At 35.1% G+C, this 23,357-nt stretch carries 21 protein-coding genes, 2 tRNA genes and 2 rRNA genes (1 of these 25 only partly in view); 17 read left to right on the forward strand and 8 right to left on the reverse strand.

All coding sequences use genetic code 11. The annotated features are described in order from the left end of the window. Positions 1 to 37: 37 nt before the first annotated feature. Together ACZ1JT_RS08065 and ACZ1JT_RS08070 are read left to right on the forward strand one after the other, a co-directional pair. Positions 38 to 1,114: an agmatinase family protein gene (locus ACZ1JT_RS08065; RefSeq protein WP_465093330.1), complete on the forward strand. Its 1,077-nt coding sequence runs from the start codon at positions 38 to 40 to the stop codon at positions 1,112 to 1,114. 94 nt (positions 1,115 to 1,208) lie between these two features. Next, complete coding sequence (locus ACZ1JT_RS08070; RefSeq protein WP_465093331.1) at positions 1,209 to 2,552, forward strand: FAD-dependent oxidoreductase; 1,344 nt, start codon at positions 1,209 to 1,211, stop codon at positions 2,550 to 2,552. A 31-nt stretch (positions 2,553 to 2,583) separates the two neighbouring features. Here the strand turns inward: ACZ1JT_RS08070 and ACZ1JT_RS08075 are convergent, their stop codons facing one another. From ACZ1JT_RS08075 to ACZ1JT_RS08085, 3 genes are read right to left on the reverse strand one after another with little or no spacing between them, the layout of a single operon-like run. Next, the gene (locus ACZ1JT_RS08075; protein ID WP_465093332.1) at positions 2,584 to 2,946 is read right to left on the reverse strand and encodes a cupin domain-containing protein; all 363 of its coding nucleotides are present in this window, start codon (positions 2,944 to 2,946) and stop codon (positions 2,584 to 2,586) included. Between the two features lie 21 nt (positions 2,947 to 2,967). Next, positions 2,968 to 3,408 (reverse strand): YybH family protein, encoded by a 441-nt coding sequence (locus ACZ1JT_RS08080; protein ID WP_465093333.1) that lies wholly within the window; start codon positions 3,406 to 3,408, stop codon positions 2,968 to 2,970. A 5-nt stretch (positions 3,409 to 3,413) separates the two neighbouring features. Next, the gene (locus tag ACZ1JT_RS08085) at positions 3,414 to 4,931 is read right to left on the reverse strand and encodes a helicase HerA-like domain-containing protein (RefSeq protein WP_465093334.1); all 1,518 of its coding nucleotides are present in this window, start codon (positions 4,929 to 4,931) and stop codon (positions 3,414 to 3,416) included. Between the two features lie 334 nt (positions 4,932 to 5,265). On the opposite strand from ACZ1JT_RS08085, the gene ACZ1JT_RS08090 reads away from it, so the two are divergent. The 8 genes from ACZ1JT_RS08090 (at position 5,266) to ACZ1JT_RS08125 (ending at position 12,420) form a co-directional block, all read left to right on the forward strand. Continuing rightward, positions 5,266 to 6,099, forward strand: coding sequence for a MotA/TolQ/ExbB proton channel family protein (locus ACZ1JT_RS08090; protein WP_465093335.1), 834 nt, complete (start codon positions 5,266 to 5,268; stop codon positions 6,097 to 6,099). Between the two features lie 84 nt (positions 6,100 to 6,183). Then, positions 6,184 to 6,798, forward strand: a complete 615-nt coding sequence (locus tag ACZ1JT_RS08095; protein WP_465093336.1) for an ExbD/TolR family protein — start codon at positions 6,184 to 6,186, stop codon at positions 6,796 to 6,798. A gap of 19 nt (positions 6,799 to 6,817) precedes the next feature. Continuing rightward, positions 6,818 to 7,378: an ExbD/TolR family protein gene (locus ACZ1JT_RS08100; protein WP_465093337.1), complete on the forward strand. Its 561-nt coding sequence runs from the start codon at positions 6,818 to 6,820 to the stop codon at positions 7,376 to 7,378. A 26-nt stretch (positions 7,379 to 7,404) separates the two neighbouring features. Beyond that, on the forward strand, positions 7,405 to 8,220 hold the full coding sequence (locus ACZ1JT_RS08105) for an energy transducer TonB (RefSeq protein ID WP_465093338.1): 816 nt from the start codon (positions 7,405 to 7,407) through the stop codon (positions 8,218 to 8,220). Between the two features lie 242 nt (positions 8,221 to 8,462). After that, on the forward strand, positions 8,463 to 9,392 hold the full coding sequence (locus ACZ1JT_RS08110; protein ID WP_465093339.1) for a substrate-binding domain-containing protein: 930 nt from the start codon (positions 8,463 to 8,465) through the stop codon (positions 9,390 to 9,392). Between the two features lie 24 nt (positions 9,393 to 9,416). Further along, the gene (locus ACZ1JT_RS08115) at positions 9,417 to 11,093 is read left to right on the forward strand and encodes a tetratricopeptide repeat protein (RefSeq protein WP_465093340.1); all 1,677 of its coding nucleotides are present in this window, start codon (positions 9,417 to 9,419) and stop codon (positions 11,091 to 11,093) included. 208 nt (positions 11,094 to 11,301) lie between these two features. Further along, positions 11,302 to 11,934, forward strand: coding sequence for a 7-carboxy-7-deazaguanine synthase QueE (locus ACZ1JT_RS08120; protein ID WP_465093341.1), 633 nt, complete (start codon positions 11,302 to 11,304; stop codon positions 11,932 to 11,934). Positions 11,935 to 12,015: 81 nt separating this feature from the next. Further along, positions 12,016 to 12,420: a DUF2059 domain-containing protein gene (locus ACZ1JT_RS08125; protein WP_465093342.1), complete on the forward strand. Its 405-nt coding sequence runs from the start codon at positions 12,016 to 12,018 to the stop codon at positions 12,418 to 12,420. A 51-nt stretch (positions 12,421 to 12,471) separates the two neighbouring features. Here the strand turns inward: ACZ1JT_RS08125 and ACZ1JT_RS08130 are convergent, their stop codons facing one another. Then, complete coding sequence (locus ACZ1JT_RS08130) at positions 12,472 to 13,182, reverse strand: class I SAM-dependent methyltransferase (RefSeq protein WP_465093343.1); 711 nt, start codon at positions 13,180 to 13,182, stop codon at positions 12,472 to 12,474. Between the two features lie 80 nt (positions 13,183 to 13,262). Between ACZ1JT_RS08130 and ACZ1JT_RS08135 the strand changes: the two genes are divergently transcribed. Further along, positions 13,263 to 13,757: a YkgJ family cysteine cluster protein gene (locus ACZ1JT_RS08135; protein ID WP_465095282.1), complete on the forward strand. Its 495-nt coding sequence runs from the start codon at positions 13,263 to 13,265 to the stop codon at positions 13,755 to 13,757. 31 nt (positions 13,758 to 13,788) lie between these two features. Here the strand turns inward: ACZ1JT_RS08135 and ACZ1JT_RS08140 are convergent, their stop codons facing one another. The 3 genes from ACZ1JT_RS08140 to ACZ1JT_RS08150 form a co-directional block, all read right to left on the reverse strand. Further along, positions 13,789 to 14,547, reverse strand: coding sequence for a T9SS type A sorting domain-containing protein (locus ACZ1JT_RS08140; RefSeq protein ID WP_465093344.1), 759 nt, complete (start codon positions 14,545 to 14,547; stop codon positions 13,789 to 13,791). A 193-nt stretch (positions 14,548 to 14,740) separates the two neighbouring features. Then, positions 14,741 to 15,397, reverse strand: a complete 657-nt coding sequence (locus ACZ1JT_RS08145; protein WP_465093345.1) for a response regulator transcription factor — start codon at positions 15,395 to 15,397, stop codon at positions 14,741 to 14,743. Further along, positions 15,387 to 17,105 carry a sensor histidine kinase gene (locus ACZ1JT_RS08150; protein ID WP_465093346.1) on the reverse strand — a complete coding sequence of 573 codons (1,719 nt, stop codon included), beginning with the start codon at positions 17,103 to 17,105 and terminating at the stop codon, positions 15,387 to 15,389. Before ACZ1JT_RS08150 ends, ACZ1JT_RS08145 begins: the two co-directional genes overlap by 11 nt. Positions 17,106 to 17,292: 187 nt before the next feature. On the opposite strand from ACZ1JT_RS08150, the gene ACZ1JT_RS08155 reads away from it, so the two are divergent. After that, the gene (locus tag ACZ1JT_RS08155) at positions 17,293 to 17,694 is read left to right on the forward strand and encodes a PH domain-containing protein (protein ID WP_465093347.1); all 402 of its coding nucleotides are present in this window, start codon (positions 17,293 to 17,295) and stop codon (positions 17,692 to 17,694) included. On the opposite strand, the gene ACZ1JT_RS08160 is transcribed toward ACZ1JT_RS08155, so the two are convergent. Next, a complete protein-coding gene (locus ACZ1JT_RS08160; RefSeq protein WP_465095283.1) occupies positions 17,691 to 18,914 on the reverse strand; it encodes an exo-beta-N-acetylmuramidase NamZ family protein in 1,224 nt (407 codons plus the stop codon). The genes ACZ1JT_RS08155 and ACZ1JT_RS08160 overlap by 4 nt on opposite strands. 6 nt (positions 18,915 to 18,920) lie before the next feature. Between ACZ1JT_RS08160 and ACZ1JT_RS08165 the strand changes: the two genes are divergently transcribed. From ACZ1JT_RS08165 to ACZ1JT_RS08185, 5 genes are all read left to right on the forward strand, one after another. After that, complete coding sequence (locus tag ACZ1JT_RS08165; RefSeq protein ID WP_465093348.1) at positions 18,921 to 20,153, forward strand: ABC transporter permease; 1,233 nt, start codon at positions 18,921 to 18,923, stop codon at positions 20,151 to 20,153. Positions 20,154 to 20,860: 707 nt separating this feature from the next. Further along, positions 20,861 to 22,376: ribosomal RNA gene (locus ACZ1JT_RS08170) — 16S ribosomal RNA — on the forward strand. 83 nt (positions 22,377 to 22,459) lie between these two features. Further along, positions 22,460 to 22,533: transfer RNA gene (locus ACZ1JT_RS08175), tRNA-Ile, on the forward strand. Between the two features lie 126 nt (positions 22,534 to 22,659). After that, positions 22,660 to 22,733, forward strand: a tRNA-Ala gene (locus tag ACZ1JT_RS08180). A gap of 134 nt (positions 22,734 to 22,867) precedes the next feature. Beyond that, positions 22,868 to 23,357, forward strand: a 23S ribosomal RNA gene (locus ACZ1JT_RS08185); it runs 2,380 nt beyond the window's last position. Together the 16S and 23S rRNA genes with 2 tRNA genes alongside form the textbook arrangement of a ribosomal RNA operon.

The following is a 23,357-nucleotide window of genomic DNA, read 5'->3' on the forward strand; positions in this document are numbered from 1 at the left end:
ACGTATCTTTGCAACCTGAATTTTTGTATTTAAAATCATGACAAAACAACAAATAATAGATAGTTTTGACCCGTCACAACCGGGCTTGGCAGATGCTACCGTTTTTGGATTGCCTTTTTCTGCAGAACAAAGTGAACTTATTGTAGTGCCTGTTCCTTGGGAAGTTACTGTAAGTTATGGCGCTGGTGCCTCAGAAGGTCCAGAAGCCATTATGGATGCTTCTTTTCAAGTAGATTTAAATCACCAAGAGTTTCCAGAGTTATGGAAACTAGGAATATACATGGATGAAGCTCCAAAGCATTGGTCTGCAAATTCTGAGAAATACAAAAGTTTAGCACAACCTATTATTGAAGCACTTGAAGCTGGTGAAGATGTGTCGACATTTCCAGCCTTACAGTCCGATTTGGATAAAATCAATAAGGCGTGTGCTGAAATGAATGAAGATGTTAAACAACGAATTCTTCATTGGATGAATCAAGGTAAAAAAGTGGCACTTTTAGGAGGAGATCACAGTACACCTCTTGGATATTATCAAGCGTTGGCAACCAAATATAATGATTTTGGTATTTTACACCTCGATGCACATATGGATTTACGAATTGCCTACGAGGGCTTTACCTATTCGCATGCATCTATCATGTATAACGCGTTACAAATACCTCAAATTTCTAAAATTGTTCAAGTTGGAATTCGCGATTTTTGTGAGCAAGAGGTAGAGGTGGCGTTAAAAGACCGAGTGTTGGTTCACACCGATATGGATTTGAAACAAGAATCATTTGGTGGAAAAACTTGGGAAGCACAATGCGATCAAATTATTGCTTCTCTACCGGAAAAAGTTTGTGTTTCATTTGATATCGACGGAATGTATCCTTGGTATTGTCCAAATACGGGAACACCCGTTCCTGGAGGTTTTTCATTTGAACAAGCAGCTTATTTGTTAAGTAAATTAGCAGCTACAAATAAAGAAATAATTGGATTTGATTTGGTAGAGGTGGCTCCTGGAGAAGATGATTGGGATGGTAATGTTGGGGCTAGAATGTTGTTTCATATGTGTGGGGTTTTCGCAAAATCTCAAAAATTAAATGTAGGAAATAAAATTTCGTTTAATAAATAGTAAAATCCTCTTTGTGAGGATTTTCTTTTTTGGTTATTTATCTCCTTCGTTTCATAATATTAAGTAATTTTACCCTCTATTCAAGAAAAAATCAATGCAGACTCCCCAAAAAACAGCTGTTGTAGGTTCCGGATTGGTAGGAACCCTCTTGGCAATATATCTCAAAAAAGCAGGTCATACAGTTCACGTATTTGATAGAAGTCCGGATATTAGGACAGTTGAATTCTCGGGGCGCTCCATTAATTTAGTGATGTCAGACAGAGGGTGGCGAACCTTAGAGGAAATTGGTTTGGCAGATGAAGTGAAGTCAATTGGGATACCAGTAGATAAAAGAGCTATCCACATGCCAGGTGAAAAATTAAATTATCAATATTACGGTAAAGAGGGTGAAGCTATTTATTCTTTGTCAAGAGGAAATCTTAACAGAAAAATGGTTGATTTAGCCGAAAAAGCTGGAGTCGAATTCTTCTTTAATCATAAAATTTGGGATGTTACTTTGGCTACTGGGGTTTTACACGAAGGTGAAAGCGAACGTGGCGAATGGGAAGAGCTTGATTATGATTTGGTTTTTGGTGCTGATGGCGCATTTTCTAGGATTCGTCACAGAATGCAACGCCAAAGTATGTTCAATTATTCACAAGAGTTTTTACGTGTTGGTTATAAGGAGTTACATATTCCGGCTAACGAAGACGGTACACATAAAATTGATAAAAATTCACTTCATATTTGGCCAAGAGGGGAGTTTATGCTAATGGCATTGTCTAACCCTGATGGTACGTTTACTTGTACTTTGTTTATGCCTCATGAAGGTGAGAATTCATTTCAGAATCTAAAAGATAAAGAAAGTTTGGTGGCTTTCTTTGCAAAACATTTCCCAGATACAAAAGAAGTAATTCCGGATTTAGTCGAAGATTTCTTTAAAAATCCTACCAGTTATTTGGTGACTATGAAGTGTTATCCGTGGACTTTTGAAGATAAAGTTGCTTTGATAGGCGATGCAGCACATGCAATTGTTCCGTTTTACGGACACGGAATGAATGCTGGATTTGAAGATATAACCATCTTGAATCAGTTAATGGAGCAATATGGTAACGACTGGTTGACGATTTTCAAAGAATACGAAAAATCCAGAAAACCTAATGCTGATGCTATAGCCGAATTGTCGTATCGTAATTTCATGGAAATGAGTAGTAAAACAGCTGATGCCAAATTTTTACTGCAAAAGAAAATTGAAAAATGGTTTTCAGATAAACATCCAAATTTATGGGTTCCATTATACAGTCGTGTAACGTTTAGTCATCAACCATATTCTGAAGCACTTGCCGAAGGAGATAAACAAAACCGGATTATGGAAGAAATTCTGAATATGGAAAACATTGACCAAATATGGAATTCGGATCTAGTTGAAAATAGAATTTTAGAATTATTACAGTTATAAAATAAAAAGAGGCAAATTAGCCTCTTTTTTATTAATCTTCTCGGTGTACTTTTTCCATACTGAATGCTGGAGTGCAAATGGCAATATATTCGCAAGGTTCACTAAACGGATTGGAATATTGTACACGGGTGTTTCGTTCTATTTTTATCGATTGGCCGCTTTCTAAAACAACTACTTCTCCATCAATAATAAATTGCTTTTTCCCGCTGATTATATAGGTGTATTCATCAAACTCTGGTGTTTGAAAAGGTTCACTCCAACCAGGAGGTGCTATCATATGGGCAATGGAAATTTCGTTGTTTGATGTTGTAGCCAATCCGTGATGTTCTTCAATAAGTTTTCCATCGGTTGTAGGTACTACAAATGGTGATTTTTGAATAGTGTATTTTTTCATTTTTTTAAAAAAGCTATATAGTTAATCCCAAATATATTTCCATTTTCCATTTGCTTGTCTTTTCCAAACGGTATGAAAAACCCCTTTTGCTTCAATTGTTTTTCCAAAAGAATCTGTAGTTTTCCATATATATTTGCCGTAAGTGTAGGCCATGTCTCCCGATTTAGAAACATTAACATAATCGGGTTTCCAAGTTACGGTGGCATTTTTAAATTTTGAATTGGAATAATATTTTAAAATATTCTCTTTACCAGTTATTAAGGTGTCATGTTCACGTTTAATAGTAGCATTCGAATCGGCAAACTCATAAAAACCACTAGCAATTCCATTTTTTGCAACCCATTTTTCAAAATCAGATTCTGCATTTCGGATTTCTGATTCGTAATCTATCACAGTTTCTTTAGTAACATTGCATCCTAAAAAAAGAATGAGAAATATAAAATAAGGTAGAATTTTTTTCATTGGATTTATTTTTTGAAAAGTTTCATTAATATACCAAAAGCACCTCGAATAAAACTAGCGCTTGTAATTACTTTCGTTACCGATTTTCCTATAACTTCTGCTGTGCTCGGTTCTTCTTTTTTTCTTCTCGTGTCAGGTTTTGCAACTTCTTTTGCAGTAGCTTGCTGGTTGGCTTTTTCGATTTTTTCAGTCAATATTTCGTAAGCACTTTTGCTGTCGATAACTTGGTTGTATTTTTTTACCAGTTTTGAATTGGATGTTATATTGTTGATTTCTTCCGAAGTTAAAATATCCATACGACTCATTGGAGCACGCATCATGCAGGCAACAAGTGGAGTAGGTATTCCTTTTTCATTTAAAGCAGTAACAAAAGCTTCACCAATACCCAATTGTGTTATTAGGTCTTCGGTTTTGTAGAAATCGGATAACGGATAATTTTCCGCCGTCATTTTAATGGCTTTTCTATCGTTGGCTGTAAAAGCTCGTAAAGCATGTTGGATCTTTAAACCGAGTTGTGCTAAAACTCCCGAAGGAACATCGGTTGGGTTTTGTGTAATAAAATAAACACCTATGCCTTTGGATCGGATAAGTTTGACAATGGTTTCTATTTGATTGAGTAATGTTTTGCTTGCTTCATTGAATATAAGGTGTGCCTCATCAATAAAAATTACGAGTTTTGGTTTGTTGATATCCCCAATTTCAGGCATTTGTTGGTAAACTTCGGCTAAAAGACTTAACATAAAAGTGGAAAACAATTTTGGTCTATCCTGAATGTCTGTCAGTCGGATTATGTTAACATAGCCGTTGTTGTTTTCATCAGTTCGCATTAAATCGTGAATATCGAAGGATAATTCTCCAAAGAATAAATCGGCACCTTGTTGTTCCAGTTCTATTACTTTTCGCAAAATGGAACCGGTGGAAGCTGTAGATATTCTACCGTAATCGGCTTCGAATTCTGCTTTTCCTTCATTGGTTGCATATTGTACAATTTTCTTAAAATCTTTTAAATCTAATAAAGGAATTTGCTTGTCGTCGCAATATTTAAACAGAACGGACACAATGCCGCTCTGAGTATCGTTTAGATCTAAAATTCGAGAAAATAGTACTGGACCAAATTCAGAAACTGTGGCTCGAAGTCGAACACCATTTTGTTCAGAAAGTGAAAGAAGTTCTACTGGGAATCCATGAGTTTCATATGGTAAATTGATTTTGGAATGGCGTTCGGTTATAAAGGGTTTTTCTTCGCCAGCTGCGGCAATTCCCGAAAAGTCCCCCTTAATGTCCATCATCAACACAGGAACACCTTGAAGCGAAAGCTGTTCGGAAAGTACTTGAATAGTCTTGGTTTTTCCGGTCCCGGTCGCTCCAGCTATAAGCCCATGTCTGTTAATGGTTTTCAATGGGATTTTTATAAGCGTATTAGGTATTGCTTCGCCGTTTAGCATTGCGCCGCCTAGTATTATGTGTTTCCCATTACAGGAATATCCTTCATTGATGTGTGCTGAAAAAGTATCTGTCAACATAAAATTACAACTGGTTTGTAAGAATTGATTTAAAAGCAAATATAAATAATGTTTAAGCCTGCTTTTTTGTGTTTGGCTATTAAATTTGATAAAAAAACAGAGAAAAAGAGAATAAATGTCTATTTATGTCGTTATTGAATTAAAATTATGTTAATCTAAATAAAGAAGATAAGCCGGTAAAGTTATTTTAAGGTTAAATTAATAGCAGTAAGGGCGTAAAAAAAGTTTTTTTTGTTTTTTTATTTACGTTAAAAACATAAATTTGCGACTCTTACACATAAAACTAGTGTGAGTTTAATTTTAAATATAATCGAAAAACTAAAAATTAAAAAAAATGACAAACGTATCTAACGAAGCTGTTGAGAATGGAGCTAGCTCTAAAAGTTCAAACTTTTTTGCAGGTTTAACAATTGTAATCTGTTTAGTTATCGGGTTTCTAGTATGGAAATTCGTTATGGGTCACCCTTCAAACTTTGTGGATAATAATCCAGAAGGACACCCGCTACCAGGAAACTATTTAGGGATGGTTTACAAAGGTGGATTTATCGTTCCAATGTTAATGGGATTATTTTTAATGGCTTGGGTTTTCTCAATTGAGAGATTTTTTGTGATTTCAAAAGCTGCTGGTAAAGGAAATGTTGAGAAATTCGTACACCATGTTCAAGGTTTAGTTGGTCAAGGTAAAATTGACGAGGCTATTGCTGAGTGTGATACACAACAAGGTTCAGTTGCTAACGTAGTTAGAGCTGGTTTAACTAAGTATAAAGAAGTTAGAAAAGAAGGTTTTGATAGCGAAAAAGCATCAGAAACTATTCAGAAAGAAATCGAAGAAGCTACTTCATTGGAAATGCCAATGTTAGAGAAAAACATGACTATCATCGCTACTTTGGTATCTATCGGAACCTTAATGGGATTATTAGGTACAGTATCGGGTATGATTAAAGCGTTCTCTGGATTAGCTGCTGCAGGTGCTCCTGACCAAGCTGCATTAGCAACGGGTATTTCTGAGGCACTTATTAATACGGCTACTGGTATTGGTACATCTACGTTATCAATTATCATGTACAACTTGTTTACATCTAAAATTGATAAATTAACTTATTCAATCGACGAAGCTGGTTTTGCTATTACTCAAGCTTACAGAAGAATGAAAGGAAGCGCTGCTTAATTTATAAAGTTGCCGAAAAAAGTTAATTAATAATTTATTGATGTGTTGCTGATAAAGTAATATGTCAATTTAAAATCAAAAAAAATGGCAAAAGTAAAAATGTCAAAAAAGAGCACGAAGATTGATATGACGGCTATGTGTGACGTAGCGTTCTTATTATTGTCTTTCTTCGTTATGACATCTACTGCCAGAGTTCCAGAGCCACTTCCGGTTGATACACCGGCATCTACAGTACAAACTAAATTGCCGGATACGGATTTAGCTACAATTACTGTTGGAGATGGGAAAGTGTTTTTTGGTATGGTAGGTCAGGATATTCGTAAGAATGCTCTTGAAAAAATAGCAGAACGTTATGAATTAAAATTCACAGACGAAGAGGCAAAGCGTTTTTCACTTATTGATGGTTTTGGTGTGCCTGTTACTGGTTTGAAGCAAGTTATTGCTAAATCTAGTGAAGAGCGTAATAAAGAAGGAGCGCAAACTGGTATTCCTTTCGATTCAGTAGACAATCAATTGCGTGAATGGATCTTGGCGGCACGTTATGCTACCAGAGATTTGCATGGAACTGAACTTAAAGTTGCTATCAAAGGAGATGCTAAAGAAGAATATCCTACTGTGAAAAAAGTAATTGATATTCTGCAAAGCCAAAAAGTGAACAAGTTTTTCTTGGTTACTGGTTTAAGAAGTGAAGATTTTTAATTAAAAAAATACTGTAGAAATGGCAGAATTAAATACCGGCGATGGCGGTGGCAAAAAGAAAGGCCATGTAAGGAGTAAAAAGCAAAATGCAGGTGTCGATTTAACAGCGATGGTGGATTTGGCATTCCTTTTGATTACTTTCTTTATGTTAACCACATCGTTATCAAAACCACAGTCCATGAATTTGGCAATGCCAGATAAGGATCAGGAGAGACCTGAAGAGGTGCAACTTGATGTAGCGGATGACAGAACTATGACTTTGCTTTTAGGTGAAAAAAATCAACTGGTGTGGTATTATGGTTTACCGACAGCTCCAATTGAAGGGCCAACAAAAGCAAATTATGGTAAGGATGGAGTTCGTAAAGAGCTTTTAGCTAAAGTACAATCAGTTGTTGCTAAATATGGTGACCCTAAAAAAGGATTAATTGTTCTTATTAAAGCAAGTAAGAAATCTACATACAGAAACTTAGTTGATGTATTGGATGAGATGGCTATCGCCAAAGTTCCTACTTATGCGATTGTTGATATTACTCCAGAAGAAAACGCAATGTTGGAAAAAGAAGGGTTGTACACCCCATAATTTCCACAAAGTAAAAAACTAATATTATGTCAAAATTAAACATATTTAACCAAGAGTGGATTGATATGATCTTTGAAGGTCGTAACAAGGCTTATGGTGCATATCAGTTGCGTTCAGAAAATCCTAGAACAACATCACGTGCTTTGTTAATTGGTGCAGCTTTGTTTGCACTAGTTATCGGAGGACCAGTTGTGAAAAACATTATTGGTGAGAAATTCGCTAAAAATGAAACGGAAAATATGGATAAGGTAATTGAAACAGCACTATTGCCACCACCACCAAAAGAAGATTTACCACCACCACCACCACCTGAACCACCAAAATCGGTGAACGATCAGGTGAAATTCCCGCCGCCAAAAGTGGTTGAGAAAGAGAAAGTGCGTGATGAAGATCCTCCAACAGTGGAAGATTTAAAAGAAGCAGATCCAGGTCAAAAAAACCAAAAAGGGGATAAAGATGCAGGTGAAATTGTAATCGATAAACCCGTTGGAGATGGTGACAAAGGAAATCAAATTGTTGATGATAACAAAGTATATGTAGCTGTAGAAGTACAAGCTGCACCTCCAGGCGGTATGCAAGCTTTTTACAAAAAGTTTGCTAGCTCATTCAACGCTCCAGATGTTGATGAAGGAGTTTCACAAATTCGTGTAATGTTAGGTTTCGTTGTCGAAAAAGACGGAAGTTTTACCGATGTAAAAGTGTTACGTGATGGGGGTTATGCAGCGGCAGGGCGTGAAGCTATCCGTGTATTAAACAGTATGCCAAAATGGAAAGCTGCTGTTCAAAACGGTCGTTCAGTTCGTTCACAGTTTACTTTACCAATTGTAATTCAGGTAAATTAACATGCAATTATTCAAGAATTTTAAGCAGAAATCGCCTCAACAGCGATTTCTGTTTGTTTTAGGACTTGTCTTTTTAGGACTTTATGTTTTTTTAGCCCTAGCTTTGTTTGTTTGGAAAAGTATGCCAGTTACCTTACCGTATCAGAATAGAGTGATTTTAGGCGTATTGCTTATAATTTATGCCACGTATCGTTTTTCTAGACTTATTAAATCAAATGAGGACTAAAAGTTATATCAAATCAATGAAAAGAATTATTTTGTTCTTGTTTTTGTGTTTTTCAGCTTCTGCATATGTTGCTTGTAAAGACAAGAAAATAAAAGCTGATCCAGAAGTTAAAGAATCTGCTGTTGGTGGAGCTACCACTATTTATGTAGATGAAACGATTTTGCCAATTGTTGAAGACTTGAAAGTGGTTTTTGAAAGTGAATACAAGCAGGCTAAAATTACATTGGTTTCCAAATCAGAAGCTGAAATCCTGAATATGTTGAATTCGAAAGAAGCTCGTATTGCTATCTTAGCTCGTGACTTGGATTCTGTTGAGATTAAAAAATACAATAGTCTTCAACAATATCCTAAAGTGACCGAATTTGCTACAGATGCAATCGCGTTCATATCAAGTAAAAAAAACCAAGATTCAATAATTTCAGTGAATCAAATTCAAACTCTAATGCAAGAAAAATTAGGGTCTGGAATTAATGCCCTTGTCTTTGATAATCCTAATTCAAGCGTTGTTCGAAACTTAAAACAAATTTCAGGTGTAACAAAACTCCCTAGTCTAAATGTTTTTTCAATGCATTCTACTAAAGAAGTGGTAAAATATATTAGTGAACATGAGAATACTATAGGAGTTGTTGGTGTTAATTGGTTGTTACAGCCAAGTGACGATTTGTCACCTTATCTTGATAAAATTAAAGTTTTAGGGTTTAAAAATGTTAAACTTAACGAAAAGGAAACGTTAATTAAGCCAAATCAAAGTAATATTGCAGATGGAAGTTATCCAATGCCTAGAAAATTATTTTTGTTAAATTTTCAAAGTACAACAGGTTTAGGCATGGGATTTGCTTCGTATATTGCAGGCGATAAAGGACAACGAATTATTCTTAAGTCAGGGTTGGTGCCAACACGCTTCCCTTCAAGAGAAATTTCGGTTCGTAATGAAGTCGAGAAATAATAACCAAAATAAAAGATTTTAGAAATGAAAAATGCTAAAGTTTTAACTGTATTGTTAATGGGATTATCAGCTGGAGTGTTTGCTCAGGATTTAGAGCAAGCCAAAAAAGCGATTACTGCAGAGCAATATGACAAAGCCAAAAAAATATTAAAAGGATTGGTTAAATCCAATCCTGATAACGGAAAAAACTTTTTCTATTTAGGAGATGTATATCTAGCTGAAAAAGAAGCTGACTCTGCTGCAATGTTCTTTCAAAAAGGATTGTCTGCAAAAGATAAAGGCTCATTAAATTATATTGGATTAGGTCAGTTGGATTTAGATAATAAAAATGCAACTGCTGCAACTGCTAATTTTGATAAAGCGGCTTCATCTATTAAGAAAAAAGATGTAGACGATTTATTGCTTATTGCAAAAGCATATAACAATTCTGAAAACCCAAATTATAAAAAAGCGATTGAGGTTGCCAAAAAAGCATTGCTAATTGATGAAAAGAGTGCTCAGGCGTTTTTAGTCTTAGGAGATGCTTATTATGGTGATAACAATACTAATGAAGCATATAGTGCTTATAGAAATGCTTACGATTTTGATAATTCTTTGCTTGTTGCTAAAATGAACTTGGCAAAAATTACCAAAAATGCTAAAGCATTTGATGTTGCCGTAAAATCATTTGATGAAATCGTTAAAACAAATCCAAATTTTGGTCCAGTTTATCGTGAGTTAGCAGAAACCTATTATTTCTGGGCGACTAGTGAGCAGTCTAAATACAATGAGTACATCAAAAAAGCTCTAGGGTATTATGAAAAATACATGAGCTTAACCGATTATTCGTTAGAATCTCGTATGCGTCATGCCGATTTCTTAATCTTAGCGAAAGATTATAAAGCGTTAGAGGCTGAAGCAAATGAAATGAAAAAATTGGATAATGTAAATCCACGTATATACCGTTATTTAGGGTATGCTGCCTACGAAAATGGGAACTTTGCAGAAAGTTCAAAAGCAATTACTACTTTCTTTGCTAAAGCAGATCCAAAGAGAGTTATTGCTCGTGACTATTTGTATTTAGGTTTGACTAAAATGGCTGAGGCTAAAAAAGCAGACGGTACTTACGACGAGAAAATTTTTAACGAAGGTGTAGTTGAGCTTAATAAAGCGGTAGAAAAAGATCCTGCTATTGCAAGTGAATTAAACCCACTTGGATTAAAAATGTTCAAGGAAAAATTATACAAAAACGCAGCGCGTTTGTTTGAGGTAGCAATTAAAAATCCTAAATCGCAATACTACCTATACGATAATTTCTATTTAGGATATGCATTGTATTTCGATTACAACGATAAAACGTCTCCAAAAGAACAATTGGTGAAAGCCGATGCAGCTTTTTCAAGAGTTATCGAAGTATCTCCAACAACACAAGATGCACACTTGTACAAAGCACGTGTTAACGAGCAAATTGGAACTCCAGAATCTAAATTGGTTGCTGTGGCTAGCTACGAGCAATATGTTAAAATTCTTGACGAAAAAGGAGATGCCGAAAAATCTAAACCTAATAATAAAAAAGGATTAGTTGAAGCATTAACATTTGTTGGAGCACACTATGCAAATTCAGGTGACAAAGCAAAAGCAGTTGAGAATCTTCAAAAATTACTTTCTGTAGATCCAGCTAATGAATATGCTACTAAAACATTGAAAGCGTTAAAAGCGTAACAAAATAAATAGTACACAATTTGAAAACCGGCAATGAAAATTGTCGGTTTTTTTTGGAGCAAAACTTAAAGTTGTTTTGTATACCATTTTCCCGCTGTTCGCGCTACAAGGTAGCTTGCTGCCATCGGGGCTAGATAACAAACAAAGGGCTTCTTGGTAAACGAAATCCATTCAAATTGTGTACCTTTGCAAACTATTTTAATTGAAGATGTTACAAAAAGAAGTGCAAATAGCGGTTGAAAAAGGCGAAATGTTGCCTTTAATGGAAGAATTTTATACAATTCAAGGAGAAGGCTATCATACGGGTACTGCTGCGTATTTTATTCGTATTGGAGGTTGTGATGTGGGATGTCACTGGTGCGATGTAAAAGAAAGCTGGAATGCCGAATTGCATCCACCAACAGCTGTAGAACAGATTGTGCAAAATGCGAGTACATATGCCGAAACGGTTGTGGTAACTGGAGGTGAACCGCTAACTTGGGACATGACTTACTTAACATCTAAATTAAAAGAGAGTAACCTTCGTGTGCATATTGAAACTTCTGGAGCTTATCCTGTAACAGGGAGTTGGGATTGGTTTTGCTTGTCTCCCAAGAAAACTAAACTTCCAGTAGAAAGTGCCTATGAAATAGCAGATGAATTAAAGATGATTATTCATAACAAACATGATTTTATTTTTGCTGAGGAACAAGCCGAGAAAGTGAACGATAAAGCCATTTTGTTTTTGCAACCCGAATGGAGCAAAAAAGAAGAAATGACACCTTTGATTATCGATTATGTTATGAATAATCCAAAATGGCGTATATCATTACAAACTCATAAATATTTGAATATTCCTTAAGGTTAAATAAATTCTGTGATTTTTGTAACAAAACAGGTTTTTGTAGTACTAATTAGAAATTATAAAATAATATTTACCGAAATGAAAAAACTGATTTTAGCTTTCGCTTTTTTATTAGTAGCGAATTTAGGAATGGCACAATCAAACGATGCATTTAAAGCAGATGTGATGAAAGTGCTTAAATTTACAGCAAGTTCTCAAATGAACATGGCTAAATCTCAAATCTTAAAAATGATTCCTGCTGAAAAACATGCAGCATTTTTAGTAGAGTTTGACGCTACATTACCATCGTACTACGAAAAAGTGGCTGAAGTTTACATGCAAGAATACACTCATGAGGACATAAAAGAAATGTTGAAATTCTACGAAAGTCCAATTGGAAAAAAAATAACCCAAAAAGCGGAAGTTTTAGGTGGTAAAATGGCAGTAGCTGCTCAAGAGTGGGGAGCAGGCCTACAAGGAATGATGATGAAATACATGCAATAATTGCAAGTTTTACATATAAAAAATCCCAAACATTTGTTTGGGATTTTTTATTTATAAATGGGTCAGTTTGGCTAAATAATCAAAATGTTCTCCTTCTAAAAGTAATTCGCAGTTCAAACCGTTTGCATGGGCCGCATTCTGTAAGGTATTGTAATCAATATACATCCAATCGAAAGCTTCTTCCTGCTCTCCTTTGTAAGAGATGTTGAAAACCACTTCTCCATAATAATCGTTGTCGGAAGGTATCCATTTTCCACCATCTTCATCTTCGTCAAACATATAGATAATATCAGAACTGTCTAGTAGAATTTGTCCGTTTTCATTTAAAATGGATTTTAACTGGCGCAAAAAACCAGATATTCGTTTAAGTTTTCCACACATTCCTGCACCATTCATCATTAAAAGAATCGTGTCATATTTTTCATTTTGAATATCCATTACATTTTGAACTCGAACATTTTTTACGCCTCTTAGTTCACATGCTTTTATAGCGTTTTCTGAGATGTCAATGGCAGTAACGTCAATATTGCGCTCTTTTTGCAGGTATAACGAATGGCTTCCGGCTCCACATCCAACATCTAATGTTTTTCCTTTTGCTAAATCCAAGGCTTTGCGCTCCATTTTTGGCATAGCACCATAATCTCTAAATAAGTAGGCTACACTCATTTCATCGGCTTCCGATATAGACGTTTCAGTTATAAGGTCTTCCGGAGCATTGTTAGTCTGAAAGTCAAGTATGGCTTTTCCAAAAAGGTCTTTCATTTTAAGTTTATTAGTTGATTCGGTTATTTGTTGATTCGTTTTCTATAATTTTGCGTTTCATTCATCAAATAAACAAATTGATAAATCCATCACTCAACATATTACAAAAGCTGGCCAAAGATAAGCATAACGAAAACAAAAAGTATTTCGATAAGCTGAAAAAGAAAGCGCCAAAGAACTTGGATTATGTAATGCAAGAGTTACATGATGCCGAATTTAAACGAACGGATTGTTTGGAATGTGCTAATTGTTGTAAAACTACAGGTCCGCTTTTTACTGCTGCAGATATCGAACGCATCGCGAAACATTTACGATTAAAACCACAGCAGTTTATCGAACAATATCTTCGAATTGATGAAGATAACGACTACGTTTTAAAATCGGTTCCTTGTACATTCTTAGATACTGATAATAAATGTTTCATTTACGATGTGCGTCCAAAAGCTTGTAGAGAATTTCCACATACCGATCGACAAAAATTTCAACAGATATCCAATCTGACTTTAAAAAATGTTGCTATTTGTCCTGCAGCATATAATATTGTTGAGGAAATGAAAAAGAAAATGCCGCTATAAAAGCGGCACCTTCAATTGAAAAAAAAATACTTTAATATTTCACGACACGTTGGGTAATTGTTCCTTCTTGGCTAGTAATTTTAAATAAATACACGCCAGTTTGCAAGTTTTCTATATTAATTGTGTTTGTGTTTTGTAAGGTTTGTGTTTGTAATACACGACCATTAATATCCATAATTTGTAACGAAGCATTGGTTAGTTCGTTTGCTTCAATGGTTACTTGGTTTTGTGCTGGGTTTGGGTAGAGTTTTATTATATTGTTTAACGTAAAATCATTTACTGAAAGCGAAGCAGTCCAAACAATATCATCCAATAACGTTATTCCATTTGTGGTTGATGAATATAAAAAAGAAGTTACATTTTGCCAATTCATATTGCTTACTACAAGATTATTACTTGTTTCTGTAAAGGTTACAGGGGTGTTATTGCCCCCCGCAGGAGTAGGTGTTAATGTAACTACACCATTATCTCCTAAATGCCTAGCTGTTCCTATAGCTGTGATATCAATTGGTGAGCTAAATGTTACTGTAACATTAGTACAACCAGTACCACCAGCTTGCATTACTTTTCCATTAGTACCATAATTGTAGGCGTCAAAATCTTTAACTGAAATGAAATTACAATTTGTTGAAACAGAAGCCGTAACTCCATTAATGGTTTCAGATAGACTTGTTGAAGAGTATGGGCACCCATCAAGTGGATCGCATAAGAAAGACTCCCAATTAAAGGTGTTTTGTGATTTAACAGAGCTTATACTTATTAATAATAAAAAGGTGTAGAGGTTTTTCATAGTATGAATTTTTATTTTTATTCAAAAGAAATAAAAACAACAGCATAACTTAAAAAAATGTTCCCAAACCCCACTTTTTTGATACGAAAATGTTTCTTTGAGTGAAAAGTGAAAAGACGAAAGTATTGGATTTGGAATTTCAGGTTTTTCTTTCAATCCTTAAATCTAAAATCCAATGTCTAAAAATCCAAAACTAAAACTTCTCTGAAATTTTAAAGGTTTTTTCGGTAATAGTAATGGTTGTAGCAGTTTTTGTAGTAATACATTTTGGGTTTATAGCATCGCTACGGTTTATGCGTTTAAAATGTGTTTCGGGGAATTGCTTTTCTAAATAGGTAAACGATGTGCGCAAAAGTAATGGATTACTGTTTTTAAAATGTAGTGTAATATAAACTCGGTCAGATTGCGCGTATAAAAAATCGTTTAGGTTTATAATATGTTGATTTTTGCCTATTTCAAGCGTAATGGTATTTTCTTTTTTGGTAAACAATGCTAAATTAATTGCAGCAATTAAATTAATTTCTTGTATTGGTTTTGCTAAGTAGGCATTTGGCTTAACAGCAAAAATATTTTGTAAGGTTTCTGTGTCGGTTAAAGCAGTAAGGAAAATAAACGGTATTTTGTTGTTTTCGGTGATATAATGTGCAACGTCAATACCAGTTTTGTTTCCAGTTAAAGTAATGTCAATTAATGCTAAATCGATTTCGCTCACATTTAAAAACTGAATGGCTTCATCGTAATTTTTTGCAATGCCTACACATTTAAAATGTTTTTCGACCATTTTTTTGATAGAATGAGCAATTAGCATTTCATCTTCAATAATTAATATGTTGGCATTTTTATTTGGCATACGGAATTGTAAAAATATAGGTTGAATTTTCTCGTGTATAACTTCCAGAAATTTGATTAATCATTCCGTCAATAATATATAATCCTAAAGAATTTGAATTGGTTATGGGTTTAAAATTAATCCCGTTATCTGAATAAATAATTTCTATATTTTTATCTTTTTTAGATGTGTTTAATTCAAGAAATAAAGGTCTATTGTTAGTTGTTTCAGCGTGTTTTATAGAGTTGGTTATTAATTCGTTTAAAATTAAACCAATTGGTAAAGCCAAATCTACATTTAAACTAATATCATCAGAATTTGATTTATATTCAATTTTTCTTGCAGAAGCATACGTTTTTGTTTGGAAAATAGTTGAAACATAATCTTCTAAATTAATGTTTGAGTTCTCTTCTTCAGAATTTCCGTACGTATATAACTGATGTCCAAGCGCAATAGTGTTTACTCTGTCGTGCAATTGCTGTAAAATTTCGCTGTTTCCGTTTTCTTCTTGAATATCTATTAAACTCAAAATTACGGCTAAATTATTTTTTACACGATGGTTCAATTCTTTAACATAAAAATCTTTTTCTTTTGCTGCTTTTTCTAATGCTATGTTGTTATGCTCAATTTGTTTTTTTGTTTTTTTGATTTTATTATTGTAAAAAAATAAAGACAAAATGGCTAAAACTAAAATAAAGGATACAATTAAAAGAAGAAGAAAATTCTTTTTTTGTACTTTAAGTTCTAAATTTTTACGTTGAATCTCGCTCTCTTTTTTAGAAAGATTAAATTTTTTGTCTATTTTTTCAATTTCATATTGATTAAAATCTTTTTGGAAAAAGTAAAGATGATCAAATGATTTTTTTTGGTATTCATATGCTAATTTAAAATTGTTTAATAGTAAATAATTTTCTTTTAACAATTGACTAAAAACATGAGCATGCCATTCTGATTTTATTGAAACCGCAATATCATAGCCTTCTTTTATGTACGCGATTTTTTGTTTAAGATTTCCAATATCATTTTCTAAAAAATATAAATTGAACAAGATGTCAAGCAGTGCAATTTTTAAGCTGTATTTTTTTGCATACTCATAAGCCTGTATAAATGTTTTTTTAGCAATTTCAGGAGACTCGTAATATTTTTGTATGTATCCTAATTCATTTAAAGTATAGGCAACTATTTCTTTGTCGTGTATTTCTTTTTCAAGAAGTAAAATATGGTTTGCCATTTTTTTAGCTACCATCGCAGAATCTTTGGTGTTTATATAAAAATAATCAAGCATTGCCATTCTTCTATTGTAATAATAAGCAAGAATGTCTTTGTTTTTTGCAGAATTTGAAAGACATTTTTTTGCAAAAAACATATTTTTATAAGCAAGATCCTTTTTGTTTAAGAATCGATAATTTTCCGCTTTAAGCGTATAAATTAAAACTAAACTATCCTTATAATGACCTTTTTTTATTATTTTTTCGGCTTTATCGATATAATAGAATGAACTGTCAATGCGTCCAATATTTTTTAACAATTTTGCATATTTTATATATAAAGTACTGCTTACTTGTTTTGAACTTGAGCCAATACTTTTCTTTAAATAAGAATGAGCTGAGTTAAATTGTGACAGATTTAAATAATAAATTCCTTTTTTTAAATCAGAATTGTTTTGAGCAAAATTTTCTGTCCAAAAGAATAAGAAAATAATTAAATATAACTTTTTTACTTGTTTCATATATATAACAAAAGTATATAAACGTTTTAAATGATTTAAAAAATGATGCAAAACTCCATTTTTTTGATATGAAAAATGTTTTTTGAGTCAAAAGTGAAAAGTGAAAAGTGAAAAGTCAAATATTTAAATTAAAAAGAAAATGTCCCGCTTTCGCAGGACACCTTCAAAAAAATGATAATTTTGTTGTATGAAAATTTACAATTCAAAAATAGATTGGTGGTTAAGTTTACCACTAATTTACCCCATATTCAGAAGTATACAATCAATTTTTGAAGGTGAAATGCTCGGTTATCTTGTGTTGATTGGAATAATTTTTGTAATTCTTTTTGTGTCTAAAACTACAAGATATATAATTAATGAAGACAAATTGGTTGTAAAAAGTATGTGGATTGTTAATGATAAGATCGAAATCAATTCAATAAGAAAAATTGAAAAATCAAATTCAATCTTTAGTGCGCCAGCTTTATCTTTAGATAGATTAGTTATAAAGTATAATAAATTCGACGAAATTTATATTTCGCCAAAAGACAAACAATCATTTGTAAATGACTTGTTAAAGAACAATCCAGATATTGAAGTAAAAATTTAGTAAATCAAATACCTTTTCCTGATTTCCTTAAAAGCAATCAAACCACTTTCCCACGATTTTCTAATTTCAACTTCGGAAACTCCAGCTTCAATTTGTTCGCGTAGTTTTTTGGTTCCAGCCAATTTGGTGAAAAAATCATTAAAAAATTTCGATTTATCATCGGTATTTTGATACGCTTTAATTAGCCATTTCAGTTCCAGTTGATTAACTTTTTTAATTTTGGTTAAATCTTCACCATAACATTCTTTTCCGTTATAAGTTGGGTCTTTAGCGCCTAAGTTTGGACTTGGCGTGAAACTGAAATTGCTTTTCGGCAGATAAGGCGAACCGTAAATCTGAAATTGTTTATCAGTTCCGCGCCCCATACTTATATTGGTTCCTTCAAACAAACACAAACTCGCATACAAATTGATGGCTTGATCGTTCGGTAAATTTGGAGACGGTTTTACTGGTAAACTGTAGGCCATGTCGCGTTTGTAGTTCAAACAAGGGATTACAGTCAGATCACATTGTGCTCCGTTTTTCAACCACTTTTCACCATTAATCATTTTGGCATATTCTCCAATGGTCATGCCATGTAACACCGGAATTTGGTGCATTCCCACAAAACTGGTGAATTCTTTTTCCAAAATTGGTCCGTCCACAATGCCACCGTTTGGATTCGGTCGGTCTAAAACGATAAGTGGAATGTTGTTTTCAGCACAAGCTTCCATAACATAGTGTAAAGAAGAAATATAAGTGTAAAAACGTGCACCAACATCTTGCAAGTCAAAAACCATAACATCTATACCTGTTAATTGTTCCGGTTTGGGTTTTTTATTGTTTCCGTAAAGTGATACAATGGGTAAGCCGGTTTTTGTGTCTTTTCCATCTTTAATATGTTCACCGGCATCTGCAGTACCTCGAAAACCATGTTCGGGAGCGTAAATTTTTTGAAGATTAACTTGTTTCATTAATAGGAAATCTACTAAATGTACAGTTTTAGATAAAATTCCAGTTTGATTAGTAACAATCCCAACTTTTTTGTCCTTTAGTAAAGGAAGATATGCTCCGGAGTTTTGAGCGCCAGTTTTAAAGAAATCGCCAGAATTAGTTTTAAGTGTTGGTTGTATTCCGTTCTCGTTTTCTTTTTGTTCGAGCTTCTTTAGCGAATTTCCACAGGAAACAAATGCTAAAACCAAGAATAAAACTGTATTTTTGAACATCGAATTTGAAATCATCATCTTTTGAAATTAGAATATTTTATAGCGAAACGGCTTACGGCTTCTAAGAGCCATAAAAGTAACATATCTGCACCAATTATAAAAATTGCAATTACCGCAATTGCAATTGGAATAATTATGATGATTGTTTCTGTTGCTACTGGTGTAGGCTTACAGCAAAAAATACGCCAAAAGGTTTCGGCCTTTAATGGGCATATCATTATTTCGAATTATGATGATAATCAATCCGAAGTGAGTGTCGAGCCTATTTCAACGCATCAGGACTTTTATCCTGTATTTAAAAGTGTTAGTGGTATTGAGCATATTCAGGCGGTTGCTTCAAAAGCTGGAATAATTAGAACGGAAAAGGCTTTTGAGGGAATAGTTTTTAAAGGTGTAGGAAATGATTATCAATGGAAAAACATTGAAGAATATATAGTTCAAGGCAGAATTCCTGATTTGAAATCTAGCTTAAATCCTGAAGTTTTGATTTCGCAGTATATGGCAAATCGCCTGGAATTGAAATTGGGAGATAAATTCAATACCTTTTTCATGAAAGAAGAGGGTAAAATGCCAAATCTTCGAAATTTTAAAATTGTTGGTATTTATAATTCAGGTTTTCAAGAGTTCGATGCAACCTATGTTATAGGGGATATCAGGCACATACAGCGTATTAATAAATGGGATAAAGATCAAGTTGGAGCTTTTGAGGTTTTTATAGACGACTTTTCTAAAATTAAAGAAAAAGGGGAAGAGGTTTATGCTGCAATTCCGTCTACATATAATAGTACAACTATTGAAGATAAGTACTTCAATATTTTCGAATGGTTAAAACTATTTGATTTTAATATTTTGGTTATTCTTATCATTATGGTTGTCGTTGCAACAATTAATATGGTAGTAGCTCTTTTGGTGCTTATTTTGGAACGGACTCAAATGATAGGGATTCTAAAAGCGGTTGGTGCTAACAATTGGGTGATCCGTAAAATATTTTTATACAATGCATCTCATTTAATTTTTCGCGGACTTCTTTGGGGGAATATTATTGGAATAGGTATGCTTTTGTTGCAAAGGCAGTTCGGCTTGATAAAACTTAATCCTGAAAATTATTATGTTTCAGAAGCTCCAGTAGATATTAATGTGTTGCATATTCTGATTTTAAACATTGGTACTGTTTTGGTTTGTCTTCTAATACTTATTATTCCATCTTATATTATTACGAAAATATCTCCTGTTAAAACAATTCGTTTCGATTAGAGCTAGACTTCAGTACTTCTTTGCGGTCTGTATTCCCGCTGTCCGCTCTACACGGTGCCGCTTCCATCGGGGCTAAGGGGTGAGGTTGTGGGTTTTTAGCAAACTTTTAATGTATATACTATATTATAGTAGTATGGGAATTCAAGCTGTGCTGTTATATAAATAGTAGTATGAAATCAACTTTGCCACTTTGTGACTTTGCGAGGCTGTAACTTTCTTTAAAAAACTTTATTGTGTTACGGAATGGTTACCAGAGAGTTATGAAAAATCGGCAAAAAACTTTTAAAAAAAGGTTGCAAAAAGTTTGGAAGTGGTAAAAAGAGTGCTACTTTTGCACCCGCAATAACGGCATAGTTCATACGACATATTGAGACAAACTGAATTGAAAAGATTTTTAAAAAAAGTTTAAAAAAGATTTGGATTGTAGAAAATAAAGATTGTATCTTTGCCACCCGCAAAACAAGGGAAGTTCATTGGAAATACTGGTTAAGACGAAAAGAAAATTTTTTCAAAAAAAAGTTTCAAAAAGTTTTGCAGATTAAAAAAGAGTTTCTACTTTTGCACCCGCTAATCGAGAGATTGGTGTTAGAATAAAAGAAGACAACGTTCATAGACATATTGAATTGACAGCAAATATAAGAGAGAGTAAGACTTTTTCGAGTAGAATTAGAAAAACCTAGCGACTGAATCGACAATATTAAAAATATACGATGAAGAGTTTGATCCTGGCTCAGGATGAACGCTAGCGGCAGGCCTAACACATGCAAGTCGAGGGGTAGAGTTAGCTTGCTAACTTGAGACCGGCGCACGGGTGCGTAACGCGTATGCAATCTACCTTGTACAGAGGGATAGCCCAGAGAAATTTGGATTAATACCTCATAGTATCTTTCGGTGGCATCACCGGATTATTAAAGTTCCAACGGTACAAGATGAGCATGCGTCCCATTAGCTAGTTGGTGTGGTAACGGCATACCAAGGCAATGATGGGTAGGGGTCCTGAGAGGGAGATCCCCCACACTGGTACTGAGACACGGACCAGACTCCTACGGGAGGCAGCAGTGAGGAATATTGGTCAATGGACGCAAGTCTGAACCAGCCATGCCGCGTGCAGGATGACGGTCCTATGGATTGTAAACTGCTTTTATACGGGAAGAAACCCTGCTACGTGTAGCAGCTTGACGGTACCGTAAGAATAAGGATCGGCTAACTCCGTGCCAGCAGCCGCGGTAATACGGAGGATCCAAGCGTTATCCGGAATCATTGGGTTTAAAGGGTCCGTAGGCGGTTTTATAAGTCAGTGGTGAAATCCGGCAGCTTAACTGTCGAACTGCCATTGATACTGTAGAACTTGAATTACTGTGAAGTAACTAGAATATGTAGTGTAGCGGTGAAATGCTTAGATATTACATGGAATACCAATTGCGAAGGCAGGTTACTAACAGTTTATTGACGCTGATGGACGAAAGCGTGGGGAGCGAACAGGATTAGATACCCTGGTAGTCCACGCCGTAAACGATGGATACTAGCTGTTTGGAGCAATCTGAGTGGCTAAGCGAAAGTGATAAGTATCCCACCTGGGGAGTACGCACGCAAGTGTGAAACTCAAAGGAATTGACGGGGGCCCGCACAAGCGGAGGAGCATGTGGTTTAATTCGATGATACGCGAGGAACCTTACCAGGGCTTAAATGGGAGACGACAGGACTGGAAACAGTTTTTTCTTCGGACGTCTTTCAAGGTGCTGCATGGTTGTCGTCAGCTCGTGCCGTGAGGTGTCAGGTTAAGTCCTATAACGAGCGCAACCCCTATTGTTAGTTGCCAGCGGGTCATGCCGGGAACTCTAACAAGACTGCCGGTGCAAACCGTGAGGAAGGTGGGGATGACGTCAAATCATCACGGCCCTTACGTCCTGGGCTACACACGTGCTACAATGGACGGTACAGAGAGCAGCCACTACGCAAGTAGGCGCGAATCTTCAAAGCCGTTCTCAGTTCGGATCGGAGTCTGCAACTCGACTCCGTGAAGCTGGATTCGCTAGTAATCGCATATCAGCCATGATGCGGTGAATACGTTCCCGGGCCTTGTACACACCGCCCGTCAAGCCATGGAAGCTGGGGGTACCTGAAGTCGGTGACCGCAAGGAGCTGCCTAGGGTAAAACTAGTAACTGGGGCTAAGTCGTAACAAGGTAGCCGTACCGGAAGGTGCGGCTGGAACACCTCCTTTCTAGAGAATGATGAAAGTCATGGGTTTTTACGAAAGATAGAGAATTACTCTCGCTGTTAGTTCAAAAAATAACTTAAATACAGAGTCTCGTAGCTCAGCTGGTTAGAGTACTACACTGATAATGTAGGGGTCGGCAGTTCGAGTCTGCCCGGGACTACTTTTTAAGCTTATAACTTGTAAGTTATGGATTTAAAAAGGTATAAAAGTTATAAAAAAAAAGGAAATTTTAGAAGTTGAGGATTCAAAATTCATAATTCTGAATTCATAATTCTGAATTACGATTGGGGGATTAGCTCAGCTGGCTAGAGCGCCTGCCTTGCACGCAGGAGGTCATCGGTTCGACTCCGATATTCTCCACTACGGCTATAAAGTCAAAGCTGATAATTTTTGTCAGTTGCGACTCGCCACAAGTTCATTGACATATTGAGATAAGAAAAATACAAATTAAAAAGTAGAAAGCATAGGATCTTGTAGTAATACAAGAACCACATACATAAGCAAAATAAGGGCGTATGGGGGATGCCTAGGCTCTCAGAGGCGATGAAGGACGTGATAAGCTGCGAAAAGCTGCGGGGATTGGCACATACGATGTGATCCGCAGATATCCGAATGGGGCAACCCAATACATTGAAGATGTATTACCCGATAGGGGGCAAACCCGCTGAACTGAAACATCTAAGTAGGCGGAGGAGAAGAAAACAAAAGTGATTCCGTAAGTAGTGGCGAGCGAACGCGGATTAGCCCAAACCAGAGTTGTTACGGCAATTTTGGGGTTGTAGGACCACGACATTTGATGCGGATTGAATTAGAATAACCTGGAAAGGTTAACCACAGAGGGTGATAGTCCCGTATAAGTAAGAAAAGATATCAATAGTGGTATCCTGAGTAGGGCGGGGCACGTGAAACCCTGTCTGAATCTGGCGGGACCATCCGCTAAGGCTAAATACTCCTGAGAGACCGATAGTGAACCAGTACTGTGAA

This window comes from Flavobacterium sp. IC2-16 (genome assembly GCF_055521455.1).